This is a genomic window from Solilutibacter tolerans, from assembly GCF_900155935.1.
Taxonomy (GTDB): Bacteria; Pseudomonadota; Gammaproteobacteria; order Xanthomonadales; family Xanthomonadaceae; genus Solilutibacter; species Solilutibacter tolerans.
Window position 1 is genome coordinate 201,443 of the sequence record NZ_FTLW01000004.1, and the last position, 20,712, is coordinate 222,154.

Sequence of the window (20,712 nt, forward strand, 5' to 3'; positions counted from 1 at the left end):
GATGGCAACGTTCTTCGACAGGATTTCACGAATCCGTAATGAATACGTATGCAGCCCCCTGTCCAACAACTAACGCCTGAATAACATCCCGCCTGTCCGCAACCGCATGAAGCGGACATGAATCCCTGCCTTCCTCAATTTGTGTGGAAAGCATCACAGGACCCGGAGATCCCGATGGTTGAGTTGAAGAAAAACCTGCTGAGCGTGGCTTTGCTCACCGCCTTGTCGATGGTGGCTGCGCCCGTGTACGCGCAGGCCGCGGACCAGGACAAGACCGACGCCGAGAAGAAGAAAGAAGAAGAGGCCAAGGCCCTGGACACCGTGGTCGTGACCGGCATTCGCGGTTCGATTGAACGCAGCATCGAGGCCAAGCAGGACGCAGATTCAATCGTCGAGGCGATCTCGGCCGAGGACATCGGCAAGCTGCCGGATTCCTCCATCGCTGAATCCATCGCCCGCCTTCCCGGCCTGACCGCTCAGCGTGAACGTGGTCGTGCCACCCAGATCAATATTCGTGGCCTTTCGGGCGACTTCGCGACTACTACGCTCAATGGCCGTGAACAGGCCAGCACAAGCGATAACCGTGGTGTCGAGTTTGATCAATATCCGTCTGAACTCATGAGCTCGGTGCTTATCTACAAGACACCGGATGCATCGTTGGTTGGCCAGGGTCTGTCTGGTACGGTTGATCTGCGCACTATTCGTCCGCTGGATTACAGCGAACGTGTGATGAACGTCAACGCACGTTACGACATAAACAAAATTCGCGATCAGAAGGAGCACGGCAACCGTGTCACCTTCTCTTATGTGGATCAGTTCATGGACAACCGGCTGGGTCTGATGGTCGGCCTATCGCACATGGATAGCCCGCAACCCGGCTATCAGAACGAGGCTTGGGGTTATACGGATCTACCAGGTTATAGCGGTGTCCAGGTAATGGGTGGCGGGAAGCTTTACCGCTTCGATAACAACCACAAGCGCAACGGTATTGCAGCCACGCTCCAGTTCAAGCCCAACGATTTTTACGAAGGCACGTTAGACGTTTTCCATTCGAAGTTTGAGAAGACTGAAATCAAGACCGGCGTGGAGTTCGGTACGGTATGGGGTAGCGGCACACTGTCGGGTACTCCCACCATTACCGGCAGCACGGCCACGAATACCAGCTGGACAGGTGTTCTCCCTGTCATCCGCATGGACAGTAACCCCATCGATGACAAGCTCACCTCTCTTGGTTGGAACAACAAGTTCCACTTCAACGAACAATGGACGATGACGCTAGATCTCTCCAGTTCGAAAGTGGACCGTGACTTCCGTGTGCTTGAAGCCTATGCGGGTGTCTACCCGGGCGGCACCACCACTGCGAATGTAGTGTTGGATGGTTCGGGTGACTTCAATAACTATGTCTTCGGTACTGATTTCGGCAATCCGTCAAACATTCGTCTAGTTGATGCGGGTGGCTGGGGGCAGGATGGCTACCTCAAGGACTTCAACATCAGTGACTCGGTGAAGGCTCTTCGTTTGGACTTCCTGCGCGAATTCGATGAAGGTTTCCTGGACAGTCTTGAGTTCGGCGCGAACTTTACGAGTCGCAGCAAGGAAAAATCCTCGCGCGAGGCAAAGCTTTGCATCGTGGATTGCGCCACCCCAGGTGCATCACTGGCGTTCCCGGGTTCCTCCCAGGCGTTCAACTTTGGTGGCATCGGCAATCTCGCCACCGTAGATGCGAACGATCTGCTGAACTCCGGCGTCTATAACCTCTCCGGGAACTACCACGCAGACATCGCTGCCAAGAATTGGGGTATCGATGAAGATCTAACCACGATCTACGTACAAGGCAATATCGATACCGATCTGGGGCAAATGCCGCTGCGTGGCAATTTGGGTGTTCAGTATGTTCGTGCGAAGCAGAATTCCGAGGGGTACAGCACCTTCGCTGGCAATCCTGGCGGGACGCTTGTTTCGAAGGGAACCAGTTACGGGAACGTATTGCCCAGCATGAACCTAAGCCTCGAGTTTGCAAGTGAGGCCTATGTTCGTTTTGCAGCGGCCCGGCAGATGGCGCGTCCGCGCATGGACCAGTTGAAGGCGGGCATGGATGTCGGTATCTGCAATGATTGCTCAAGCAGTGGCCCGATCTGGTCCGGTGGCGGTGGCAATCCAACGCTCAAGCCGTGGTTGGCCAATGCATATGACCTCTCGTTTGAAAAGTATTTCAGCTCGAAAGCGGGCAACAAGGGCTATGTGAGCCTTGCATACTTCTACAAGGATCTGTCCACGTACATCTATAACCAGACTGTGTCGTTCGACTACGCGGGTTATCCGCTGCCTGCGCCCACGACGGGACAGACAAATTATCCTGCAAGTACGAGTGGACGTATCACCCAGCCTACCAATGGCGAAGGCGGCAACATTCGTGGTTACGAATTCGCGGCCCAGCTACCACTTGATATTTTGTGGGCACCACTGAGTGGCCTTGGCTTGCAGGCGACATATTCTGATACCGATAGCTCGATCCACCCGAACGGCCCCGGAACGACAGAGCCGCTGCCAGGCTTGTCAAAATATGTTTCTAACATCACGGCCTACTACGAGCGTCATGGCTTCTCGCTGCGTTACAGCCGCCGCACTCGCTCTGCTTTCCGAGGTGAAACCAAGGGGTTTGGCGCCGATTTGCAAGTCATCGACATCAAGCCGGAAGTGGTGCAGGACGCGCAAGTGAACTACAGCTTTGGCCCAGGTGTTCTGGAAGGCTTGTCCTTGTATCTGCAAGTCAGCAATATCGGTGATGAACCGTTCGGCACTTACAATTCGGGCGATGCTGCCAACCGACCTGTTTCGTTCTTCGAATATGGGCGCACGACACTGCTCGGGTTCAGCTACAAGTTCTAACCGGTCATCGCGGTTGGAGTGAAACCTCGCCCCGTCGTTCGGTCATGGACGATGGGGCTTTTTTTTGGAGGACGGACATGGAAGGCAATGCAATCCAGCTGGGCGTGTTCTTTGCGGTGACGCTGGGGATTGCGTTTATGACCTGGTGGAAGATCCGTGGAGCACAGCGCAGCAAGAACCGCGCGGAGGATTTTTTTCTTGCCGGTGGCCATTTGAGCTGGCCATTCATCGCTGGCTCGCTACTGCTGACGAACATCAGCGCGGAGCAGATCGTTGGCATGAATGGCGCGCAGAACCTGCTTCAGGTGTGGTGGGAGTTCGGTGCAGTGGTCGGCCTGCTGGTGTTGGCCAAAGTGCTGGTGCCGATGTATTACAAGTACAAATGCACGACGACGACAGAATTGCTTGAGCGTCGAATGAACGACGCCGCCTTGCGACGTGCGGTGTCGCTCTTGTTCCTGATGGGCTATCTCTTCATCTTGTTGCCGATGGTGCTCTACACCGGTGCCCGATTCATGAAGTCGATGTTCGAGCCCGACATGTCGATCATGACCATCTCCATCTTGTTCGCGCTGGCCGGGTTGGCTTATGCGGCCTTGGGGGGGCTTCGCGCCATCGCCATATCCGATACGTACATGGGCGTCATCCTGCTGGTGATGGGCGGCTTGGTCACCTGGTTTGCGCTGGAGCGCATCGGTTGGGATTTTTCGGGAATCCCGGCTGACCGCCTGACCTTGTGGGGTGGTCCGGATTCGGACATCCCGTGGCCTACGCTCTTCACGGGAATGATGTTCGCGCACATTTTCTACTGGGGCACCAATATGGTCATTGCCCAGCGCGCGTTGGCTGCCAAGGACATTCGTGAGGCACAGAAAGGCATTTATGCGGCGGCATTCCTCAAGCTGCTGACGCCATTGATTGTGGTGTTGCCGGGCATCATTGCATTCAAGCTTTACGGCGACATCGACGATAGTGCTTATGGTCGGTTGGCCGGCGATGTCTTGCCGCCCTGGCTTTCAGGTGCCTTTGCCGCGGCGATGACGGGGGCGGTGCTTTCCAGTTACAACGCCGGGCTGAACTCGGCCGCGGCGTTGTATGCCGTCGACATTCACCTGCCGGTGTTCAACAAGCAGGCGGATGCCAAGCGCGTAGGGCAGTGGACGCAAATCGTCGCCATGCTGATTTCCTTGGCGTTGGTGCCGCTGTACAGCCATTCCAAGAGCATCATCGCGACGCTGCAGCAGTTGAACGGTCTGTATTCGATGCCGGTCTTGGCTGCGTTCATCGTCGCCATCTTCGTGCGGGGTGCCAACGCGAAGGCGCTGCGCATCGCGTTGGCTTTCGGTGTGATGTTGTATGCAATCTTCACCTTCGCATGGACACCGCTGCATTACCTGCATCTGATGTTCATCACCCTGGTGAGCACGATTGCATTGGCCATCGTGCTGAGTCGGCTCATGGGGCCGAGCGCGGGCAGCGCCGGCAATGCGAAAACCTAATCGGGATCAGGCCAGGTGGGCGGCCTCGCTCGCCAGCTGCTGGATACGGGGCCAGTCACGTGACTGGATGGCGTCCACCGGCACCATCCAGGATCCGCCCACGGTGAGCACATTGGGCAGTTGAAGGTACTGCCCGGCGTTTCCAGCGTGTATTCCCCCGGTTGGGCAGAAGCGCGCCTGGGGGAAGGGGCCCGCCAGCGATTTAAGCAAGGGGATGCCACCGACGGCTTCTGCGGGGAACAACTTGAAGCAGTCGAATCCGGCATCTAGGCCATGCATGACCTCGCTGGCGCTGGCCACGCCAGGCAAGTAAGCCAGCATCGAACGATGCGCTTGGGCATGGGTGTACAAGGCGGGCGTTGCGCCCGGTGAAATCGCGAAGCGGGCGCCTGCCTTTGCGACCTCATCGAACTGCGACGGGGAGAGCACCGTGCCTGCCCCGATGACGGCATCCGGCATTTCCTTCGCGATGAGCTTGATTGCCTCGAGTGCAGCATCAGTGCGCATGGTGACTTCGATCACGGGCAAGCCACCGGCCAAGAGGGCGCGCGCGAGCGGGAGGGCGTCGCGCACATCCTCGATCACCACCACCGGAACCACTGGCGCCTTGCGTAGCACGTCTTCAGGCGTCATCACTGTCATTGGTCAACCTCATGCAGATACATTGCTGCGCCAAGCAGCCCCGGATGCGGATGGGTGATCACGTGCACGCCTACGCGTTCCAGGTGCGCGGCAAAACGCCCCTTGGCCAGAAATTTTTCGCGGAAGGCGCTGCTGCGCAGGAACGGAATGAAACGCGGGATGATCCCGCCGGCAACGACCACGTGTCGTGCGCCGTGGACCAGGGCGCAATCACCCGCGACGCTGCCGAGCACGGCACAAAAGCGCGCCAATGCCTGTCGTGCAGCCACGTCATGACCATCCAGGGCCGCGCTGACGATGTCGGCCGGGTGACGCAACTCGATTTCGGTGAGCGTGGCTTCGCCAGGCAGTACCGGTCCGCCGGCTCCAATGGCCGGAATTCCGCGCATGACCGCATCAATTTCGCTCAGGCCCTTCCCGCACAGGAGTCGTTCGTTTGACGTGCGTCCGTGGCGGGCGCTCATCCAGCGTTCGATCTGTCGCTCCTCCTCGCCCTGGGGCGCGAAACTCACATGGCCACCTTCGGTCTCGATCACGTGCCAGCCGTTGTCGCGGTCGCCGTGCAACAAGGCAACACCAAGGCCGGTGCCCGGACCCAGCACGGTGACCGGTCCACGTATGGAAGGCGATGCCCGAGCCTCGTGCAGGGTCAAGAGGTCTTCGCGTCCCAGCGCGGGGATGGCCCAGGCCACCGCACCAAAGTCATTGAGCATGTGTAGCCGGTCGAATCCGAGTGCTGCCCCCAGTTCACGTCGGCTGAAGGACCAGGCGCGATTGGTCAGGCGGATTTCGTCTTCGTTCACCGGGCAGGCCACGGCTATCGCCGCGGTGCGTGGACGGGCACCCACCCTGTCCAGGTAATGTTCGATCGCGTGTTGAAGGCTAGCGAAGTCGGAATTTTGCAGCGCGTGCGATTCGAGTATGCGAGGTGTTTCCAGGGTGATGTCGGCCAGGGCAAAACGGGCATTGGTGCCCCCCACATCGCCCAGCAAGGCCAATCCGGCAGAAATCGTGCTCATGCGGACGGTGCCTCGCCGAACAGGCTGCAAGCGCCATGTTCCGCATCGCCGGTGCGCTCGCGCATCAAGCCGAACAGCTCACGGCCGCAGCCATGCGTGTTGGCGCGCGTGTCCGGCAGTTCGGGTTCCCGCTGCGCCCAGGTGTCGGGAGCGACCAAGGCGTTCATCGTCCCGGCCTGCGCATCGATATGGATCATGTCGCCCTCGCGCACGCGGGAGATGCCGCCCGCGGACAGCGCCTCGGGCGTCACGTGGATGGCGGCAAGGATCTTGCCCGAGGCACCGGACATCCGGCCATCGGTCAGCAAGGCCACCCGTTGTCCGCGGTCCTGGAGGGCCGAAAGCGTGGGGGTGAGCTTGTGCAGCTCCGGCATGCCATTGGCCCGGGGACCTTGCCCGCGCACGACCGCGACGAAGTCGCCATCCAGCTCGCCCGCCTTGAAGGCGCGCAAGACCGCGTCCTGCGATTCGAACACGCGTGACGGAGCCTGTATCATCCGGTGCTCCGGCGACACCGCCGAGACTTTCACCACCGCGCGGCCAAGATTGCCTTCCAGCCGGCGCAGGCCGCCCTCGGCGTCGAAGGGCGCTGCGAGCGGGCGGAGGATGTCGGTGTCGGCCGAGGTTGCCGGCGCCGGATGCCAGGCGAGGCGCGTGTCTTCCAGCGCCGGCCGCAACGTTTGCTGGCGCAGATCGCCGCCATGGACGCAGAGGATGTCCGGATGCAGCAGGCCGCCATCGATCAGCTCGCGGATCACCAGGCCAAGCCCGCCGGCTTCGTGGAACTGGTTCACGTCGGCGTTGCCGTTGGGGTAGATGCGCGCCAGCAGCGGCGTGACGCGTGAAACTTCATCCAGATCGTCCCAGTTGATCTGGAGGCCGGCTGCCCGGGCGATCGCGACCAGATGCATCGTGTGGTTGGTCGATCCCCCCGTAGCTGCGAGGCCGACCAGGGCGTTGACGATGGCCTTCTCATCCACCGTGCGCGCCAGCGGGCGGTAATCCTTGCCGAGCGCAGAAATACGCAAGGCCTGCTCGGTGGCCGCCACGGTCAAGGCATCGCGCAGTGCGGTGCCGGGCGGCACGAAGGCAGCACCCGGCATGTGCAGGCCCATGACTTCCATCAACATCTGGTTGGAGTTGGCGGTGCCATAGAACGTGCAGGTGCCTGGCGCGTGATAGGAGGCGGCTTCGGCATCGAGCAGTTCCTCGCGTGAGGCCTCCCCGATGGCATAGCGTTGCCTGACCGCCGCCTTTTGCTTGTTGGGGATGCCCGACGGCATGGGGCCGGCTGGCACGAAGATCACCGGCAAGTGCCCGAAGCTGAGGGCGCCGATCAACAGGCCCGGCACGATCTTGTCGCAAACCCCGAGGCACAGAACCGCATCGAACGCCTGATGCGACAGGGCGATGGCGGTGGACATCGCCACGGTGTCGCGCGAGAACAGCGACAGCTCCATCCCCTCCAGGCCCTGGGTGATGCCATCGCACATCGCGGGCACGCCGCCGGCGACTTGTGCGGTGCCGCCAAGGTTGCGGGCCGCCATCCGGATCAGCGTCGGATACTGCTCCATCGGCTGGTGCGCGCTCAGCATGTCGTTGTAGGCGGTGACGATGCCGATGTTGCCGGCATGCCCGGCGCGCAAGGCGGGCTTGTCGCTCCCGGCCGCGGCGAAGGCATGCGCGAGGTTGCCGCAGGGCAGCGCGTCGCGCGCCGGCGCCTGCGGTCGCGGCTGCAGCGTGCGGGCAAGGTATTCCGCGCGCAAGTCGCGACTGCGCTCGGCAATTCGTTCGGTCACGCGTTCGATGGTGGGATGCAGGCTCATCAGGGGCTCCAGTGCACGCTCAGCGCGGGCGCGGCGCGCAGCAATGCGGCGACCGGGCAGCGGATCGGGTCGGCTTCGCGCGTCATGGCCGATTCCAGCACATCGCGCTTGGCTTCGCCGCTGATCACCAGCATCACATGCCGGCTTCGCAGGAGCCGGGGCAGGGTGAGCGTGATCCTTTCATAGGGCGCTTCGGCGGGCAGGTGGGCGGGCATCAGGGCGATGGCATCGTCCTCGGTCCTGGGGTCCAGGCCCCCGGCCAGTCCCGCGGAGCCGGGGAACAAGGAGGCGAAGTGGCCGTCCGCGCCCATGCCGAGCACGGTGGCATCGAACATTGGCAAGGTGGCCAGGGTGTCACGCGCCAGCTTGAGCGAATCCGGCGCGATGCCGTCCGCGGTGGTGAGCGGCAGGCAGCGCACGCCGCGCGCATCGGCAAAGAACCGGCGCAAGGCGTCGAAGTTGCAGGCGGGATCATCGTGCGGCACGCAGCGCTCGTCGCTCGGGATGACGGTGAGCGCCATGTCGCCCAGGTTGGCGGCGAGTGCGCGATAAGCCGGCAGGGGCGTATTGCCGCCGGCGAGCGCCAGCAGCGGGCTGCGCTCCTCATGGCGGGCGCGTTGGCAGGCGGCAAGCAGCTCGGTGGCGATGACCGCCGCCATCGAGGCCGTATCCGCGTGCGGGTGGAAATGGATGCTCAAGGTCAGTCGCGCCAGTGGTGGTCGTGGCGCTCGGCCAGGGTCATCGCCGCACTGGGGCCCCAGGTGCCGGCGGGATAGGGGCGGGGAGTGATTTCCAGTTGGTGCCATGCGCCGAGGATGCCATCCACCCAATGCCAGGCGGCCTCGATCTCGTCCCGACGCACGAACAAGGTCCCGTTGCCTTCCAGCGCATCCAGATAGAGGCGTTCATAGGCGAGGCGACGCGGTTGCGTGGCGAACTCTTCGTGGAAGTCGAGGTCGAGCGCCACGCGGGAGAGGCGAAGGCCGTGCCGGTCCAGGCCCGGCGTCTTGCTCATCAGTTGCAGTTCGATGCGTTCCTCGGGCTGCAGGCGGATCAGCAGCGCGTTGGGCCGGATGTCGCGCTGTGCGCCGCCGCCGAAGATGGAGTGGGGCACGCCGCGGAACTGCACCAGGATTTCCGTGCAGCGCTTGGGCAGGCGCTTGCCGGTACGCAAATAGAACGGCACGCCGGACCAGCGCCAGTTGTCCACGTGGGCGCGTACGGCCACGAACGTCTCGCGGTTGCTGGGCCGGCCCAGTTCCTCGACATAGCCGGGCACCGCCACGCCGTCAATGGCGCCGGCGGTGTACTGGCCGCTCACCGTCTCGGCGGCCACGTTGTCCGCGCTGATGGGGCGCAATGCGCGCAGCACCTTGACCTTTTCATCGCGCACGGCCGTGGGCAGGAACGCGACCGGCGGCTCCATCGCCACCAGGGCCAGCATCTGCAGCAAATGGTTTTGCAGCATGTCGCGGCTGGCGCCGGAGTGGTCGTAATAATCGCCGCGCCCCTCCACGCCCACGGTCTCGGCTACGGTGATCTGGACCTGCTCCACGTAGCGCGCATTCCACAGCGGCTCGAACAGGCCGTTGCCAAAGCGCAGCGCGATCAGGTTCTGCACGCCTTCCTTGCCGAGGTAGTGATCGACGCGATAGACCTGCGATTCGTCGAAGCAGCGGCCGACGCCATCGATGATCGCGTCGGCGCTGGCGCGGTCATGCCCGATCGGCTTCTCCAGCATGACCCGGGTGCCAGGATCGTTCAGGCCGTGCGCGGCCAATATCTGGCAGATGGGCACGTAGAAGCGCGGCGCGGTGCTGAGGTGATAGACGATGTCGCCCGTGCGCAGCTCGGCGATGCGCGCGCACAGTCGGTTGGCGGAGGCCGCATCTCCCAGCTCGGCCGGAATGTAGTCGATGCGCGCCAGCAGCGATTGCAGGACCTCCTCCCGCAGCTCGGATACGGCCACGCGGCGCTGGATGGCCTCCGCGACCACCGCCTGGAAGCCTGCGCGATCCAGCTCTCCCCGCGCCGTGCCAAGCAGGCGCAGGTCGTGCGGCAGCAGGCCTTCGGATTGCAGGTCGTAGAGCGACGCCCAGAGCATGCGCAGGGCCAGGTCGCCGGTGGCGCCGAACAGGACAAGGAGTCGGGCTGGCTGTGGGTGGACGGACATGACGGGCTCCTGAATCGGCCAGCGTAGCGCCCTGGATGCGTGCGTAATGGTGCATACGATTGCACCCCGTCGCGCCCACGGCCCTCCAGGGGGCTAGGCTTGCCCAAACGGCCGGTTCGGCCTACCATAGGCGGCTTGAAAGCGGCTGCTCGTCGGCCGTTTCCCGGATCGGGCCAGCGTCATCGCCGATCCAGGGCCTCCGGCTAGTGTCATCGCCGGAACCGGACATCGCAATACCGGAAAGGGCCCAATGGGCCCTTTTTTCGTTTCAAGCGCCGCAACGCGCACGGACACACAGACAACTGGATGGACAAGGCTAGACAAATCAGCGATCTGCTCGCCCCGACCGTGGAAGCGCTCGGGCTGGATCTCTTGGGCGTGGAATATCTCCCCGCGCCGGGCAGCGCCGTCGTGCGCCTGTATATCGATTATCCGGCCGATGCCACACCGGTCGCTGGTGAAGACGGCCAGATGGCACCGCCGATGGTTGGCATCGACGAATGCGAGCAGGTCAGCCGCGAGGTCTCCGCGCAGCTCGATGTAGAAGATCCGATCAGCGGCAATTACACGCTGGAAGTGTCGTCGCCGGGCATTGATCGTCCGTTGTTCACGCCGGCGCAGTTCCAACGCTTCCTTGGCCAAACCGCGAAGGTTGGGTTGAAGTTGCCGCAGGAAGGTCGTCGTCGCCTGACCGGTCGCATCGTCGACATCACCGACGACAGCATCCGTTTCGAGGTTGATGGAAAGCCCTTCGAGGCCGCCATCGACAACATCGACAAGGCGCGGCTGGTCCCCGACTGGGCCGCACTCGGCTATGCCCCCGGCAAGCCTGGCAAGAAATCCGGCGCCAAGCCGAAGAACCCCGAATCCACCAAGCAGGCGGAAACCCCCGCCGATGCGGAGTCTGAACATGAGTAAGGAGTTGTTGCTCGTCGTCGATGCGGTTGCCAACGAAAAGGGCGTGCCGCGCGAAGTCATCATCGAGGCCATCGAGGCCGCGCTGGCGTCTGCCGCCAAGAAGCGCTACCCCGAGCAGGACGTCGCCATCCGCGTGGTCGTCGACCCCAAGGACGGCAGCTACGAGACATTCCGCCGCTGGGAAGTGGTGGCCGATGACGTGGTGATGGAATCGCCCGACCGCCAGCTGCGCCTGATGGACGCGGTGGACGAGAGCGAAGGCGTCGAGGTCGGCGACTTCATCGAAGAGCAGATCGAGAACGCCGAGTTCGGCCGCATCGCCGCCCAGGCCGCCAAGCAAGTGATCGTGCAGCGCGTGCGCGAGGCCGAGCGCCAGCAGGTGGTCGATGCGTGGAAGGATCGCGTCGGCGAGCTGGTCAATGGCACGGTCAAGCGCGTGGAGCGCGGCAACATCTACGTGGACCTCGGCGGCAACGCCGAAGGCTTCATCCCCAAGGACAAGGGCATCCCGCGCGACATCCTGCGCACTGGCGACCGCGTGCGCGGCTATCTGTACGACGTGCGCAGCGAGCAACGCGGCCCGCAGCTGTTCATCAGCCGCGCCGCGCCGGAATTCATGATGGAACTTTTCCGCCTGGAAGTGCCGGAAGTCGGCCAGGGCCTGGTGGACATCAAGGCCTGTGCGCGTGACCCGGGCGACCGCGCCAAGATCGCGGTGCTGGCTTACGACAACCGCACTGATCCGATCGGCGCCTGCATCGGCATGCGCGGCTCGCGCGTGCAGGCGGTGACCAACGAGCTCAACGGCGAGCGCGTGGACATCGTGCTGTGGAGCGACAACCCCGCGCAGTTCGTCATCAACGCAATGGCACCGGCGGAAGTGCAGTCGATCATCGTCGATGAAGAAAAGCACTCGATGGACCTCGCCGTGGCCGAAGAACTGCTGGCCAAGGCGATCGGCAAGGGCGGCCAGAACGTGCGCCTCGCCAGCCGCCTGACCGGTTGGCAGCTCAACGTGATGACCGCGGACCAGGTGCAGGCGAAGTCGGAGGCCGAGCAGGCCGTCGCCCGCCAGCTGTTCGTGGACAAACTCGAGGTCGACGAGGAAATCGCCGGCATCCTGGTGGCCGAAGGCTTCAGCACGGTCGAGGAAATCGCCTACGTGCCCGTCGGCGAGTTGCTGGCCGTGGAGGGCTTCGACGAGGACATCGTCGAGGAGCTGCGCGCCCGCGCCCGCGACGCCCTGCTCAACGAAGCGCTGGCCGCCGAGGAAGAGCTGGACGAGCACCAGCCCGCCGAGGACCTGCTCACGCTCGAAGGCATGGACGAGGCGACCGCCTACGTCTTGGCCAGCCGCGGCGTGCGCACCCGCGAAGACCTGGCCGAGTTGGCGGTGGACGAGATCACCGACCTCGAGGACATGGACGAAGCGCGCGCCTCTGCGCTGATCATGGAAGCACGCAAGCACTGGTTCGAATGACGGGCTGTAAAACCGCCGCGCGCTAGAATGGAAAATTGGCCGAACGCCCTCGCGTCGGCCCGAACACGGAAAACGCATGTCGCAGAAAACCACCATCCGCAAGCTTGCCGAACTGGTCAACACGCCGGTCGAGAAGCTGTTGGAGCAACTCTCCGAAGCCGGTATGCCGTTCAAGGATGCCGACGAGGAAGTCACGAGCGCCCAGAAGGTCAAGCTGCTCGGCTTCCTGCGTCGTACCCATGGGCGTGCCGATGCCGCCGCCGAGACCAGCGAGGCGCCGAAGAAGATCACGCTGGCACGCCGCAAGGTGCAGGAAATCACCGTGGGCGGTGGTCGCAACAAGCAGACCGTCGACGTGGTCGTACGCAAGAAAGTCACCCTGGTCAACAAAGGTCAGGCCGCAGGCGGCGACAAGGCCCCGGTCGACGACGAGCGCGCCGAAGCCCTGCGCAAGCTTGAAGAGTCGCGCCAGCGCAATCTGGAAGAACAGCAGCGTCTGGCGGAAGACGATCGTCGTCGCGCTGAAGAAGCCGAGGCCGAACGTCTGCGTGCCGAGGAAGAGGCCAAGCGCCTGGCAGCCGAAGCGGCCGAAGCCGCTGCTTCCGCCAGCGTCGAAGGCGAAGCGCCTGCTGCGCGCAAGCCGGGCACGCATGGCACGCCGCACGCACCACGCGCGCGCGAGCCGCAGCGCGATGATCGCGGTGCCAAGTCGCCCAAGCCGCGCGGTTCCCACGCGATGGTCGCGGGTGTGGAAGACGATGATTCCACCTCCAAGTTCGCCGGCCAACTGCACTTGTCGGCGGCGGATCGCGCCCGTCGCGGTGCCACGCGTGGCAAGCCGAAGGCGCGTCGCGCCGTCGAGCAATCGCGCAGTGGCGGCGGCGAGCATGGCTTCCAGCGCCCGACTGCGCCGATCGTGCGCGAAATCGCGATTGGCGAAGCGATCACCGTGGCCGACCTGGCGCAGAAACTCGCGCTCAAGGGTGGCGACGTGGTCAAGGCGCTGTTCAAGATGGGCGTGATGGCCACCATCACCCAGTCCATCGACCACGACACCGCCGTACTGGTCACCGAAGAGTTGGGTCACAAGGCCGTGCGCGCCGATGCGGACGATGCCGAGACAGAACTTCTCGCGCATGCCGAAGAAATCACGGGCGAGCAGGAACAGCGTCCGCCGGTCGTGACCATCATGGGTCACGTCGATCACGGCAAGACTTCGTTGCTGGACTACATCCGCCGCACCAAGATCGCCTCGGGCGAAGCGGGCGGCATCACCCAGCACATCGGTGCCTACCACGTCGAAACCGACAAGGGCGTGATCAGCTTCCTCGATACACCGGGCCACGCGGCGTTCACCCAGATGCGTGCGCGCGGTGCCAAGCTCACCGACATCGTGGTGCTGGTCGTGGCGGCCGATGACGGCGTGATGCCGCAGACCAAGGAAGCGATCCAGCATGCCAAGTCTGCCGGCGTGCCGCTGATCGTCGCCATCAACAAGATCGACAAGTCCGATGCTGACCCGATGCGGGTCAAGAATGAACTGCTGGAAAGCGAAGTGGTCGCCGAAGATTTCGGTGGCGACACGCAGATGGTCGAACTCTCGGCCAAGACCGGTGCGGGCGTCGACGATTTGCTGGATGCGATCAGCCTGCAGGCCGAAGTGCTGGAATTGAAGGCACCGGTCAACGGCCGCGCCGCGGGCGTGGTGATCGAATCTGCGCTCGACAAGGGCCGTGGCCCGGTCGCCACCGTGCTGGTGCAGCAGGGCACGCTGGAGAAGGGCGATTACCTGGTGTGCGGCGTGCAGTACGGCCGCGTGCGTGCGCTGTTCGACGAAACCGGCAGCCAGGTGCAGTCCGCAGGCCCGTCGATCCCGGTGCAGGTGCTCGGCTTGTCCGGCGTGCCGGACGCGGGCGATGACTTCGTCGTCGTCGCTGATGAGCGTCTGGCCAAGGATGTTGCGCAGCAGCGTGATGCCAAGCGCCGCGAATCGCGCCTGGTCGCCGCTGCGGGCAACCGCATGGAAGACATCATGGCGCAGATGGGCGCCGGCTCCGAGCAGCAGGTGCTCAACCTGGTGGTCAAGGCCGACGTGCATGGCTCCATGCAGGCACTGCGCGATGCGTTGACCTCGCTGTCCAACGACCAGATCCGCATCAACGTGATCGGCTCGGGCGTCGGCGGCATCACCGAATCCGATGCGCAGCTGGCCGCGACCTCCAAGGCCACCGTGATCGGCTTCAACGTGCGTGCAGATGCTTCCGCACGCAAGGTGATCGAAGGCAACGGCGTCGACCTGCGTTACTTCTCGATCATCTATGACGTGATCGACCAAGTGAAGCAGGTGGCCTCGGGTCTTCTGGGCGTCGAGATCCGCGAAGAGATCATCGGCATCGCCGAAGTGCGCGACGTGTTCCGCAGCTCCAAGTTTGGTGCGGTCGCGGGCTGCATGATCATCGAAGGCGTGGTGCGCAAGTCCAAGCCGATCCGCGTCCTGCGCGATTCCGTGGTGGTGTTCGAAGGCGAGCTGGAATCGCTGCGTCGCTACAAGGAGAACGTGGACGAGGTCAAGGAAGGCACCGAATGCGGCATCGGCGTTAAGGCCTACAACGACGTCAAGGCCGGCGATCAGATCGAGTGCTTCGAGCGCATCGAAGTGCAGCGGACGCTCTGATCAATGGCCGGTCAACGCAAGTCGTTCCATCGGACCGATCGGGTCTCGGCGCAGATGCGTCGGGACCTGGGCACCCTCGTGCACGACGCCGTGCGCGAGCTGGGGTTGCCTTCGGTCAGCGTGTCGGATGTCGAGGTCACGCGTGACCTGGCGCATGCCAAGGTCTTCGTGACCGCGCTGCAAAGCGAAAAGTCCGTCGAGGCGGTGAAAGGCTTGAAAGAGCACGCCAAGGAAATCCGCTACCAGCTGGCGCAGGTGATGAAGCTTCGCCACGTGCCCGAGCTACATTTCATGTACGACGATTCGGTGGACCGTGGCGAGCGCATCGACGCCCTGCTGCGCGATCTGCCCGACGTCCGCGACGAAGAAGAATGATCGCCGTGCCGGGCACGTTCCCGGCATGGATGCTGCGCTAACAACGGAAATGACCGGCGCGAAGCCGCTTACAATCCCCACCATGTCCAAGCCGCGCACGCGCCATCGTTTTCGCAAGCTGCACGGCATCCTGCTGCTCGACAAGGCGAGTGGGCCCAGTTCCAATCAGGCCTTGCAGCGCGTGCGGCATTTGTTTCGCGCGGACAAGGCAGGGCACACGGGTGCACTCGATCCGTTGGCGACTGGCCTCTTACCCATTTGTTTTGGCGAGGCGACCAAGATTGCCGGCGGCTTGCTCGGTGCACGCAAGGCCTACGAGACCGTCGCGCGCCTCGGCATGACCACCGACACCGATGATGCCGAAGGCGAATTGTTGCGCGAGCGCCCGGTGCCACCGCTGGACATCGCCACCATCGATGCGGCCCTGGCCAAGCTGACGGGGCGTATCCAGCAAGTGCCGCCGATCTATTCCGCGCTCAAGCGTGGCGGCGAGCCGCTGTACGCGAAGGCGCGTCGCGGCGAAACCATCGAGATCGAGCCGCGCGCGGTCGACGTTCACGAATTTACCCTTGAATCGGCGACGGATCTTCTGGATCCGGTGCCCAAGCTGCGCCTGCATGTGGAGTGCGGCTCCGGCACCTATGTGCGCTCGCTGGTGCGCGATCTGGGCGAGTTGCTGGGCTGTGGCGCGCATGTCGCCGAACTGCGCCGCCTGTGGGTGGACCCGTTCCGGCAACCGCGCCTATGGACTTTCGAAGCCCTGGAGGCCATGGCTGCGCGTGGCGAGCACCATCTGGAAGCCTGCCTGCTACCCATCGAGTCCGGCATGGTGGCCTGGCCCGACATCCGCCTGACACCCGCCCAGGCCGCCAAACTGGGACAAGGCCAAGCTGTGCGCGGCCCATTCCGCGCCTTGGGCGAGGTCGCCGCATGTGATGCAGATGGCCGCGCGCTGGGCTTGGGGATGGTGGATGCTGAAGGCGTCCTGCGCGCCAAACGGTTGTTCAGCTGGGCCACGCGCCAACCCGAAGCCAACGAAGCCGTCCAGACTACGGCAGAGGGCTGACCGGCCCGCCTTGCCCGGGATGCCCCATCGGGGCTACAATTTGCGCGCCGTTTTCACGGCGATTTATCCCTTAAGTTCACGGCGGACCAGCGGTGCGCCAGAGGCCATTGCCTTCTGGTGGTTCCTGCGGGTTTCGCATCTACCGAGAAACATGAAATGTCCATTGACACCAGCAAGATCATCGAAGAAAACAAGCGTGGCGCGAACGACACCGGTTCGCCGGAAGTGCAGATCGCACTGATGACCGCCCGCATCGTGGAGCTGACCGAGCACTTCAAGATCCACAAGAAGGATCACCACAGCCGCCGCGGCCTGCTCAAGCTGGTCAACCGTCGCCGCAGCCTGCTCGACTACCTGCACCACAAGGATGCCGAGCGCTACAAGGCACTGATCCAGAAACTGGGTCTGCGTCGCTAAGATTCCACCAAACCGCGGCGTCGCAAAACGCCGCGGTTTCGTTTGTGCGCCATCGCAACATCGCAATACCCATCGAAACATGCATGCCGAGCGGGCAGGGGCCCGACGGTTCATTCGCAAGTGACAACCAAGGAATAAACGTGGCAAAAATCACCAAGAGCTTCCAGTACGGCGGCAAGACCGTCACCCTCGAAACCGGCGAAGTCGCCCGCCAAGCCGGCGGCGCGGTGCTGGTCTCGTGCGAAGGCACGGTCGTGCTGGCAACGGCAGTCGCTGCCAAGTCGGCGCGCGAGGGTCAGGACTTCTTCCCGCTGACGGTGGACTACCAGGAGAAGTTCTACGCCGGTGGCCGCATCCCGGGTGGCTTCTTCAAGCGCGAAGGCCGCGCGACCGAGAAGGAGACGCTGATCTCCCGCCTGATCGACCGCCCGCTGCGTCCGCTGTTCCCGGAAGAGTTCCGCAACGAAGTGCAGGTCATCACCACGGTGATGTCGCTGAACCCGGAAATCGACGGTGACATCCTGGCTCTGATCGGCGCTTCGGCTGCCGTCACCCTGACCGGCGCGCCGTTCAACGGCCCGATTGGTGCGGCCAAGGTCGGTTACATCAATGGTGAGTACGTGCTCAACCCGACCGTCAGCGAGCTTAAGGATTCGAAGCTGGAGCTCGTCGTCGCCGGTACGTCGAACGCCGTCTTGATGGTGGAATCCGAAGCCGCCGAGCTGTCGGAAGACGTGATGCTGGGCGCGGTGATGTTTGGCCACCGCGAGATGCAGGTCGTCATCAACACCATCAACGAGCTGAGCGTCGAAGCCGGCACGAAGAATTGGGATTGGTCGGCCCCGGCCAAGAACGAAGCCCTGATCTCCGCGCTGAAGGAAGCCGTGGGCAGCCAGCTGGAAGCCGCCTTCCAGGTGCGCGACAAGCTGCAGCGCCGTGACGCGATCGCCGCGATCAAGAAAGACGTACTGCTGTCGTTGGCCGGCCGCGCTGAATCCGAAGGCTGGAGCAACGGCGAGCTGTCGAAGGAATTCGGTGAGCTGGAATACCAGACCATGCGTGGCTCGGTCCTGGCCACCAAGGTCCGCATCGACGGCCGCGCCCTGGACACCGTCCGCCCGATCACCTCGAAGGTCAGCGTGTTGCCGCGTACGCACGGCTCGGCGCTGTTCACCCGCGGTGAGACGCAGGCGATCGTCGTGACCACGCTGGGCACCGCCCGCGACGGCCAGATCATCGATTCGGTCGCCGGCGAGTACAAGGATCACTTCTTGTTCCATTACAACTTCCCCCCGTACTCGGTGGGCGAAGCCGGCCGCATGATGGGTCCGAAGCGCCGCGAAATCGGCCACGGCCGCCTGGCCAAGCGCGGCGTGCTCGCCGTCATGCCGACGATGGAAGAGTTCCCGTACACCATCCGCGTGGTCTCGGAAATCACCGAGTCGAACGGTTCGTCCTCGATGGCCTCGGTCTGCGGCAGCTCGCTGTCGCTTATGGATGCCGGCGTGCCGATCAAGGCCCCGGTTGCGGGCATCGCGATGGGCCTGGTGAAGGAAGGCGACAACTTCGTCGTGCTGTCCGACATCCTGGGTGACGAAGATCACCTCGGCGACATGGACTTCAAGGTGGCCGGTACCGCCAATGGCGTGTCCGCGCTGCAGATGGACATCAAGATCGAAGGCATCACCGAAGAGATCATGAAAGCCGCACTGGTGCAGGCGAAGGCTGGCCGCATCCACATCCTGGGCGAGATGGCCAATGCCATGACCGCGCCGCGTGAGGAGCTGTCGGAGTTCGCGCCGCGCCTGCTGACGATCAAGATCCACCCGGACAAGATCCGCGAGGTGATCGGCAAGGGCGGTGCCACCATTCAGGGCATCACCAAGGAAACCGGCACCCAGATCGACATCCAGGACGACGGCACCATCACGATTGCCTCGGTCAACAACGCCGCTGCGCTGGCCGCCAAGGCCCGCATCGAGCAGATCACCAGCGATGTCGAGCCGGGCCGCATCTACGAAGGCAAGGTCGCCAAGATCATGGACTTCGGCGCATTCGTCACCATCCTGCCGGGCAAGGACGGCTTGGTGCACGTGTCGCAGATCTCCAACGAGCGCGTCGAAAAGGTCAGCGACAAGCTGAAAGAAGGCGACGTGGTCAAGGTCAAGGTGCTGGAAGTCGACAAGCAGGGCCGTATCCGCCTGTCGATGAAGGCCGTGGAAGAAGGCGAGGGCGTGCCGGCTGAGTAAGCCGCGTGCAATCGCCGTGAGTTAGGAAAAGCGGGCTTGGTGCCCGCTTTTCTTTTGCGAGAAAGACGCGCAGTGATTCGCCGATGGCGCATGGATGGAGGATGTGATCTCAGTATTTGCTTCGAGAGCATCAGTTGAAAGGCAAGCGATTCGATGGCGATGCTAGAGTCTGGCCATCGCATCTGGTTTGAATGAGAGTGGCGCACGTCATGAGCGGACCCGAATCCATCAGCGATTTGTCACGCCGCCGGTTACTGACCACGGGTTTGGGCATGGCTGCATTGACGAGCTTGCCCTTGCGTGCCTTCGCGCCGCCCGAGTGCAACCCAGAACACGATTGGATGCCGCCCCAGTCTTTCCTGGATGACCTGCCGCGACAAATGCAGGCGCTGGGTGTACCGGCGATCGGCATGGCCGTGGTCGAGCGTGGGCGGTTGAGTTGGTCAGTGGTGACGGGCGTGTTGCATGCGCAACACAAAACCCCGGCAAACAGCGACACGATTTTCGAAGTCGCCTCGCTCAGCAAGCCGGTGTTCGCCTATGCCGTGTTGCAGATGGTCGATCGCGGCTTGTTGGATCTTGACAGGCCGCTAGTGGAGTATCGGCGTCCCGATTATCTTGCCCGGCATCCTTGGGTGGACAAGATCACCGCCCGCGATGTCTTGCGTCACTCCAGCGGCATGCCGAATTGGCGCAAGGATCCAGCCAAGGAAAAGCTGATGCCGCTCGTGGAGCCGGGCAAACGCATCGACTACTCGGGCGAGGCCTTGATGTGGTTGCAGCTGGTGGTCGAATCGATCACCGATGAAAGCCTGGATGAGACGATGCAGCGCCTGTTGTTTCAACCGGCAGGCATGCGCGACAGCAGCTATGCATGGAGCGATGCCTTTGCCGAACGCTCGGTCTACGGGCATGGCACGCCGGATGAAATGACCCAAGGCATGCCATCGCAAATGCTGCGCGAGCAATGGAGCGGTGCGCAAAAAGTCGCGACGGGCTGGAGTAGGCCGTTATCCGACTGGCGCTATGTCGATGCCGAACGCGCGCTGCCCGACGTGCAAGCCGCTGCACCCGCAGGTCTGGTCAATTGGCCGGGTGACATCCTTGCCAATTCGGCGGCCAGTTTGCGCTGCACCGTGCAGGATTACGCGCGCTTCATGGCATTGATGGTGAGCACGCTATCGCCTGATTGGGCGCTGCGTCCTGCGACGCGCGAGCTCATGTTGACGCGACAAATCAATGTCACGGGGCGTTGGACCGACAAGGCGCTCGGCTGGAACATCGAGCACACCCATCAAGGGGCGATCTTTTATCACTCGGGTAGCAATGGCAACATCTTCAAGACATTTGCGATGGGGGACGCGGCGCGCCAGCGTGCGTTGGTGGTGCTCACCAATGCGACACAAGGCAATCTTTTGTACCGACGCGCGGTACGTGCGATGACGGGCCTGGATCTGCTGGCTTTCGATGTCTGAGCGGGCGCGC

15 protein-coding genes are annotated in these 20,712 nt (G+C 63.1%); 10 read left to right on the plus strand and 5 right to left on the minus strand.

What is annotated here, in order from left to right; genetic code table 11:
• The first annotated feature begins 117 nt into the window (after positions 1-117).
• Positions 118-2,889 (plus strand): TonB-dependent receptor, encoded by a 2,772-nt coding sequence (locus BW989_RS09315; RefSeq protein WP_083688453.1) that lies wholly within the window; start codon positions 118-120, stop codon positions 2,887-2,889.
• A gap of 77 nt (positions 2,890-2,966) precedes the next feature.
• Positions 2,967-4,388: a solute:sodium symporter family transporter gene (locus tag BW989_RS09320; protein WP_076587612.1), complete on the plus strand. Its 1,422-nt coding sequence runs from the start codon at positions 2,967-2,969 to the stop codon at positions 4,386-4,388.
• Between the two features lie 6 nt (positions 4,389-4,394).
• Here the strand turns inward: BW989_RS09320 and eda are convergent, their stop codons facing one another.
• From eda to zwf, 5 genes are read right to left on the minus strand one after another with little or no spacing between them, the layout of a single operon-like run.
• A complete protein-coding gene (eda, locus tag BW989_RS09325) occupies positions 4,395-5,021 on the minus strand; it encodes a bifunctional 4-hydroxy-2-oxoglutarate aldolase/2-dehydro-3-deoxy-phosphogluconate aldolase (protein WP_242651409.1) in 627 nt (208 codons plus the stop codon).
• Between the two features lie 5 nt (positions 5,022-5,026).
• A complete protein-coding gene (glk, locus tag BW989_RS09330; protein ID WP_083688455.1) occupies positions 5,027-6,049 on the minus strand; it encodes a glucokinase in 1,023 nt (340 codons plus the stop codon).
• Positions 6,046-7,875 (minus strand): phosphogluconate dehydratase, encoded by a 1,830-nt coding sequence (gene edd / locus BW989_RS09335; protein WP_076587615.1) that lies wholly within the window; start codon positions 7,873-7,875, stop codon positions 6,046-6,048. The genes glk and edd overlap by 4 nt, the downstream gene beginning before the upstream one ends.
• Positions 7,875-8,573 (minus strand): 6-phosphogluconolactonase, encoded by a 699-nt coding sequence (gene pgl / locus BW989_RS09340; protein WP_165688582.1) that lies wholly within the window; start codon positions 8,571-8,573, stop codon positions 7,875-7,877. Before pgl ends, edd begins: the two co-directional genes overlap by 1 nt.
• A gap of 2 nt (positions 8,574-8,575) precedes the next feature.
• Complete coding sequence (zwf, locus tag BW989_RS09345; RefSeq protein WP_076587618.1) at positions 8,576-10,048, minus strand: glucose-6-phosphate dehydrogenase; 1,473 nt, start codon at positions 10,046-10,048, stop codon at positions 8,576-8,578.
• Between the two features lie 306 nt (positions 10,049-10,354).
• On the opposite strand from zwf, the gene BW989_RS09350 reads away from it, so the two are divergent.
• The 8 genes from BW989_RS09350 (at position 10,355) to BW989_RS09385 (ending at position 20,702) form a co-directional block, all read left to right on the plus strand.
• Complete coding sequence (locus tag BW989_RS09350; RefSeq protein WP_076587620.1) at positions 10,355-10,966, plus strand: ribosome maturation factor RimP; 612 nt, start codon at positions 10,355-10,357, stop codon at positions 10,964-10,966.
• Complete coding sequence (nusA, locus tag BW989_RS09355) at positions 10,959-12,446, plus strand: transcription termination factor NusA (protein WP_076587622.1); 1,488 nt, start codon at positions 10,959-10,961, stop codon at positions 12,444-12,446. Before BW989_RS09350 ends, nusA begins: the two co-directional genes overlap by 8 nt.
• Positions 12,447-12,522: 76 nt before the next feature.
• Positions 12,523-15,120, plus strand: coding sequence for a translation initiation factor IF-2 (gene infB / locus BW989_RS09360; protein ID WP_076587624.1), 2,598 nt, complete (start codon positions 12,523-12,525; stop codon positions 15,118-15,120).
• A gap of 3 nt (positions 15,121-15,123) precedes the next feature.
• A complete protein-coding gene (gene rbfA, locus BW989_RS09365) occupies positions 15,124-15,495 on the plus strand; it encodes a 30S ribosome-binding factor RbfA (RefSeq protein ID WP_076587626.1) in 372 nt (123 codons plus the stop codon).
• An 82-nt stretch (positions 15,496-15,577) separates the two neighbouring features.
• Positions 15,578-16,561: a tRNA pseudouridine(55) synthase TruB gene (gene truB, locus BW989_RS09370; protein WP_076587963.1), complete on the plus strand. Its 984-nt coding sequence runs from the start codon at positions 15,578-15,580 to the stop codon at positions 16,559-16,561.
• A gap of 156 nt (positions 16,562-16,717) precedes the next feature.
• Positions 16,718-16,978 carry a 30S ribosomal protein S15 gene (gene rpsO, locus BW989_RS09375; protein WP_076587628.1) on the plus strand — a complete coding sequence of 87 codons (261 nt, stop codon included), beginning with the start codon at positions 16,718-16,720 and terminating at the stop codon, positions 16,976-16,978.
• Between the two features lie 140 nt (positions 16,979-17,118).
• Positions 17,119-19,227: a polyribonucleotide nucleotidyltransferase gene (gene pnp, locus BW989_RS09380; protein WP_076587630.1), complete on the plus strand. Its 2,109-nt coding sequence runs from the start codon at positions 17,119-17,121 to the stop codon at positions 19,225-19,227.
• A gap of 209 nt (positions 19,228-19,436) precedes the next feature.
• The gene (locus BW989_RS09385; RefSeq protein ID WP_165688583.1) at positions 19,437-20,702 is read left to right on the plus strand and encodes a serine hydrolase domain-containing protein; all 1,266 of its coding nucleotides are present in this window, start codon (positions 19,437-19,439) and stop codon (positions 20,700-20,702) included.
• Positions 20,703-20,712: the final 10 nt, after the last annotated feature.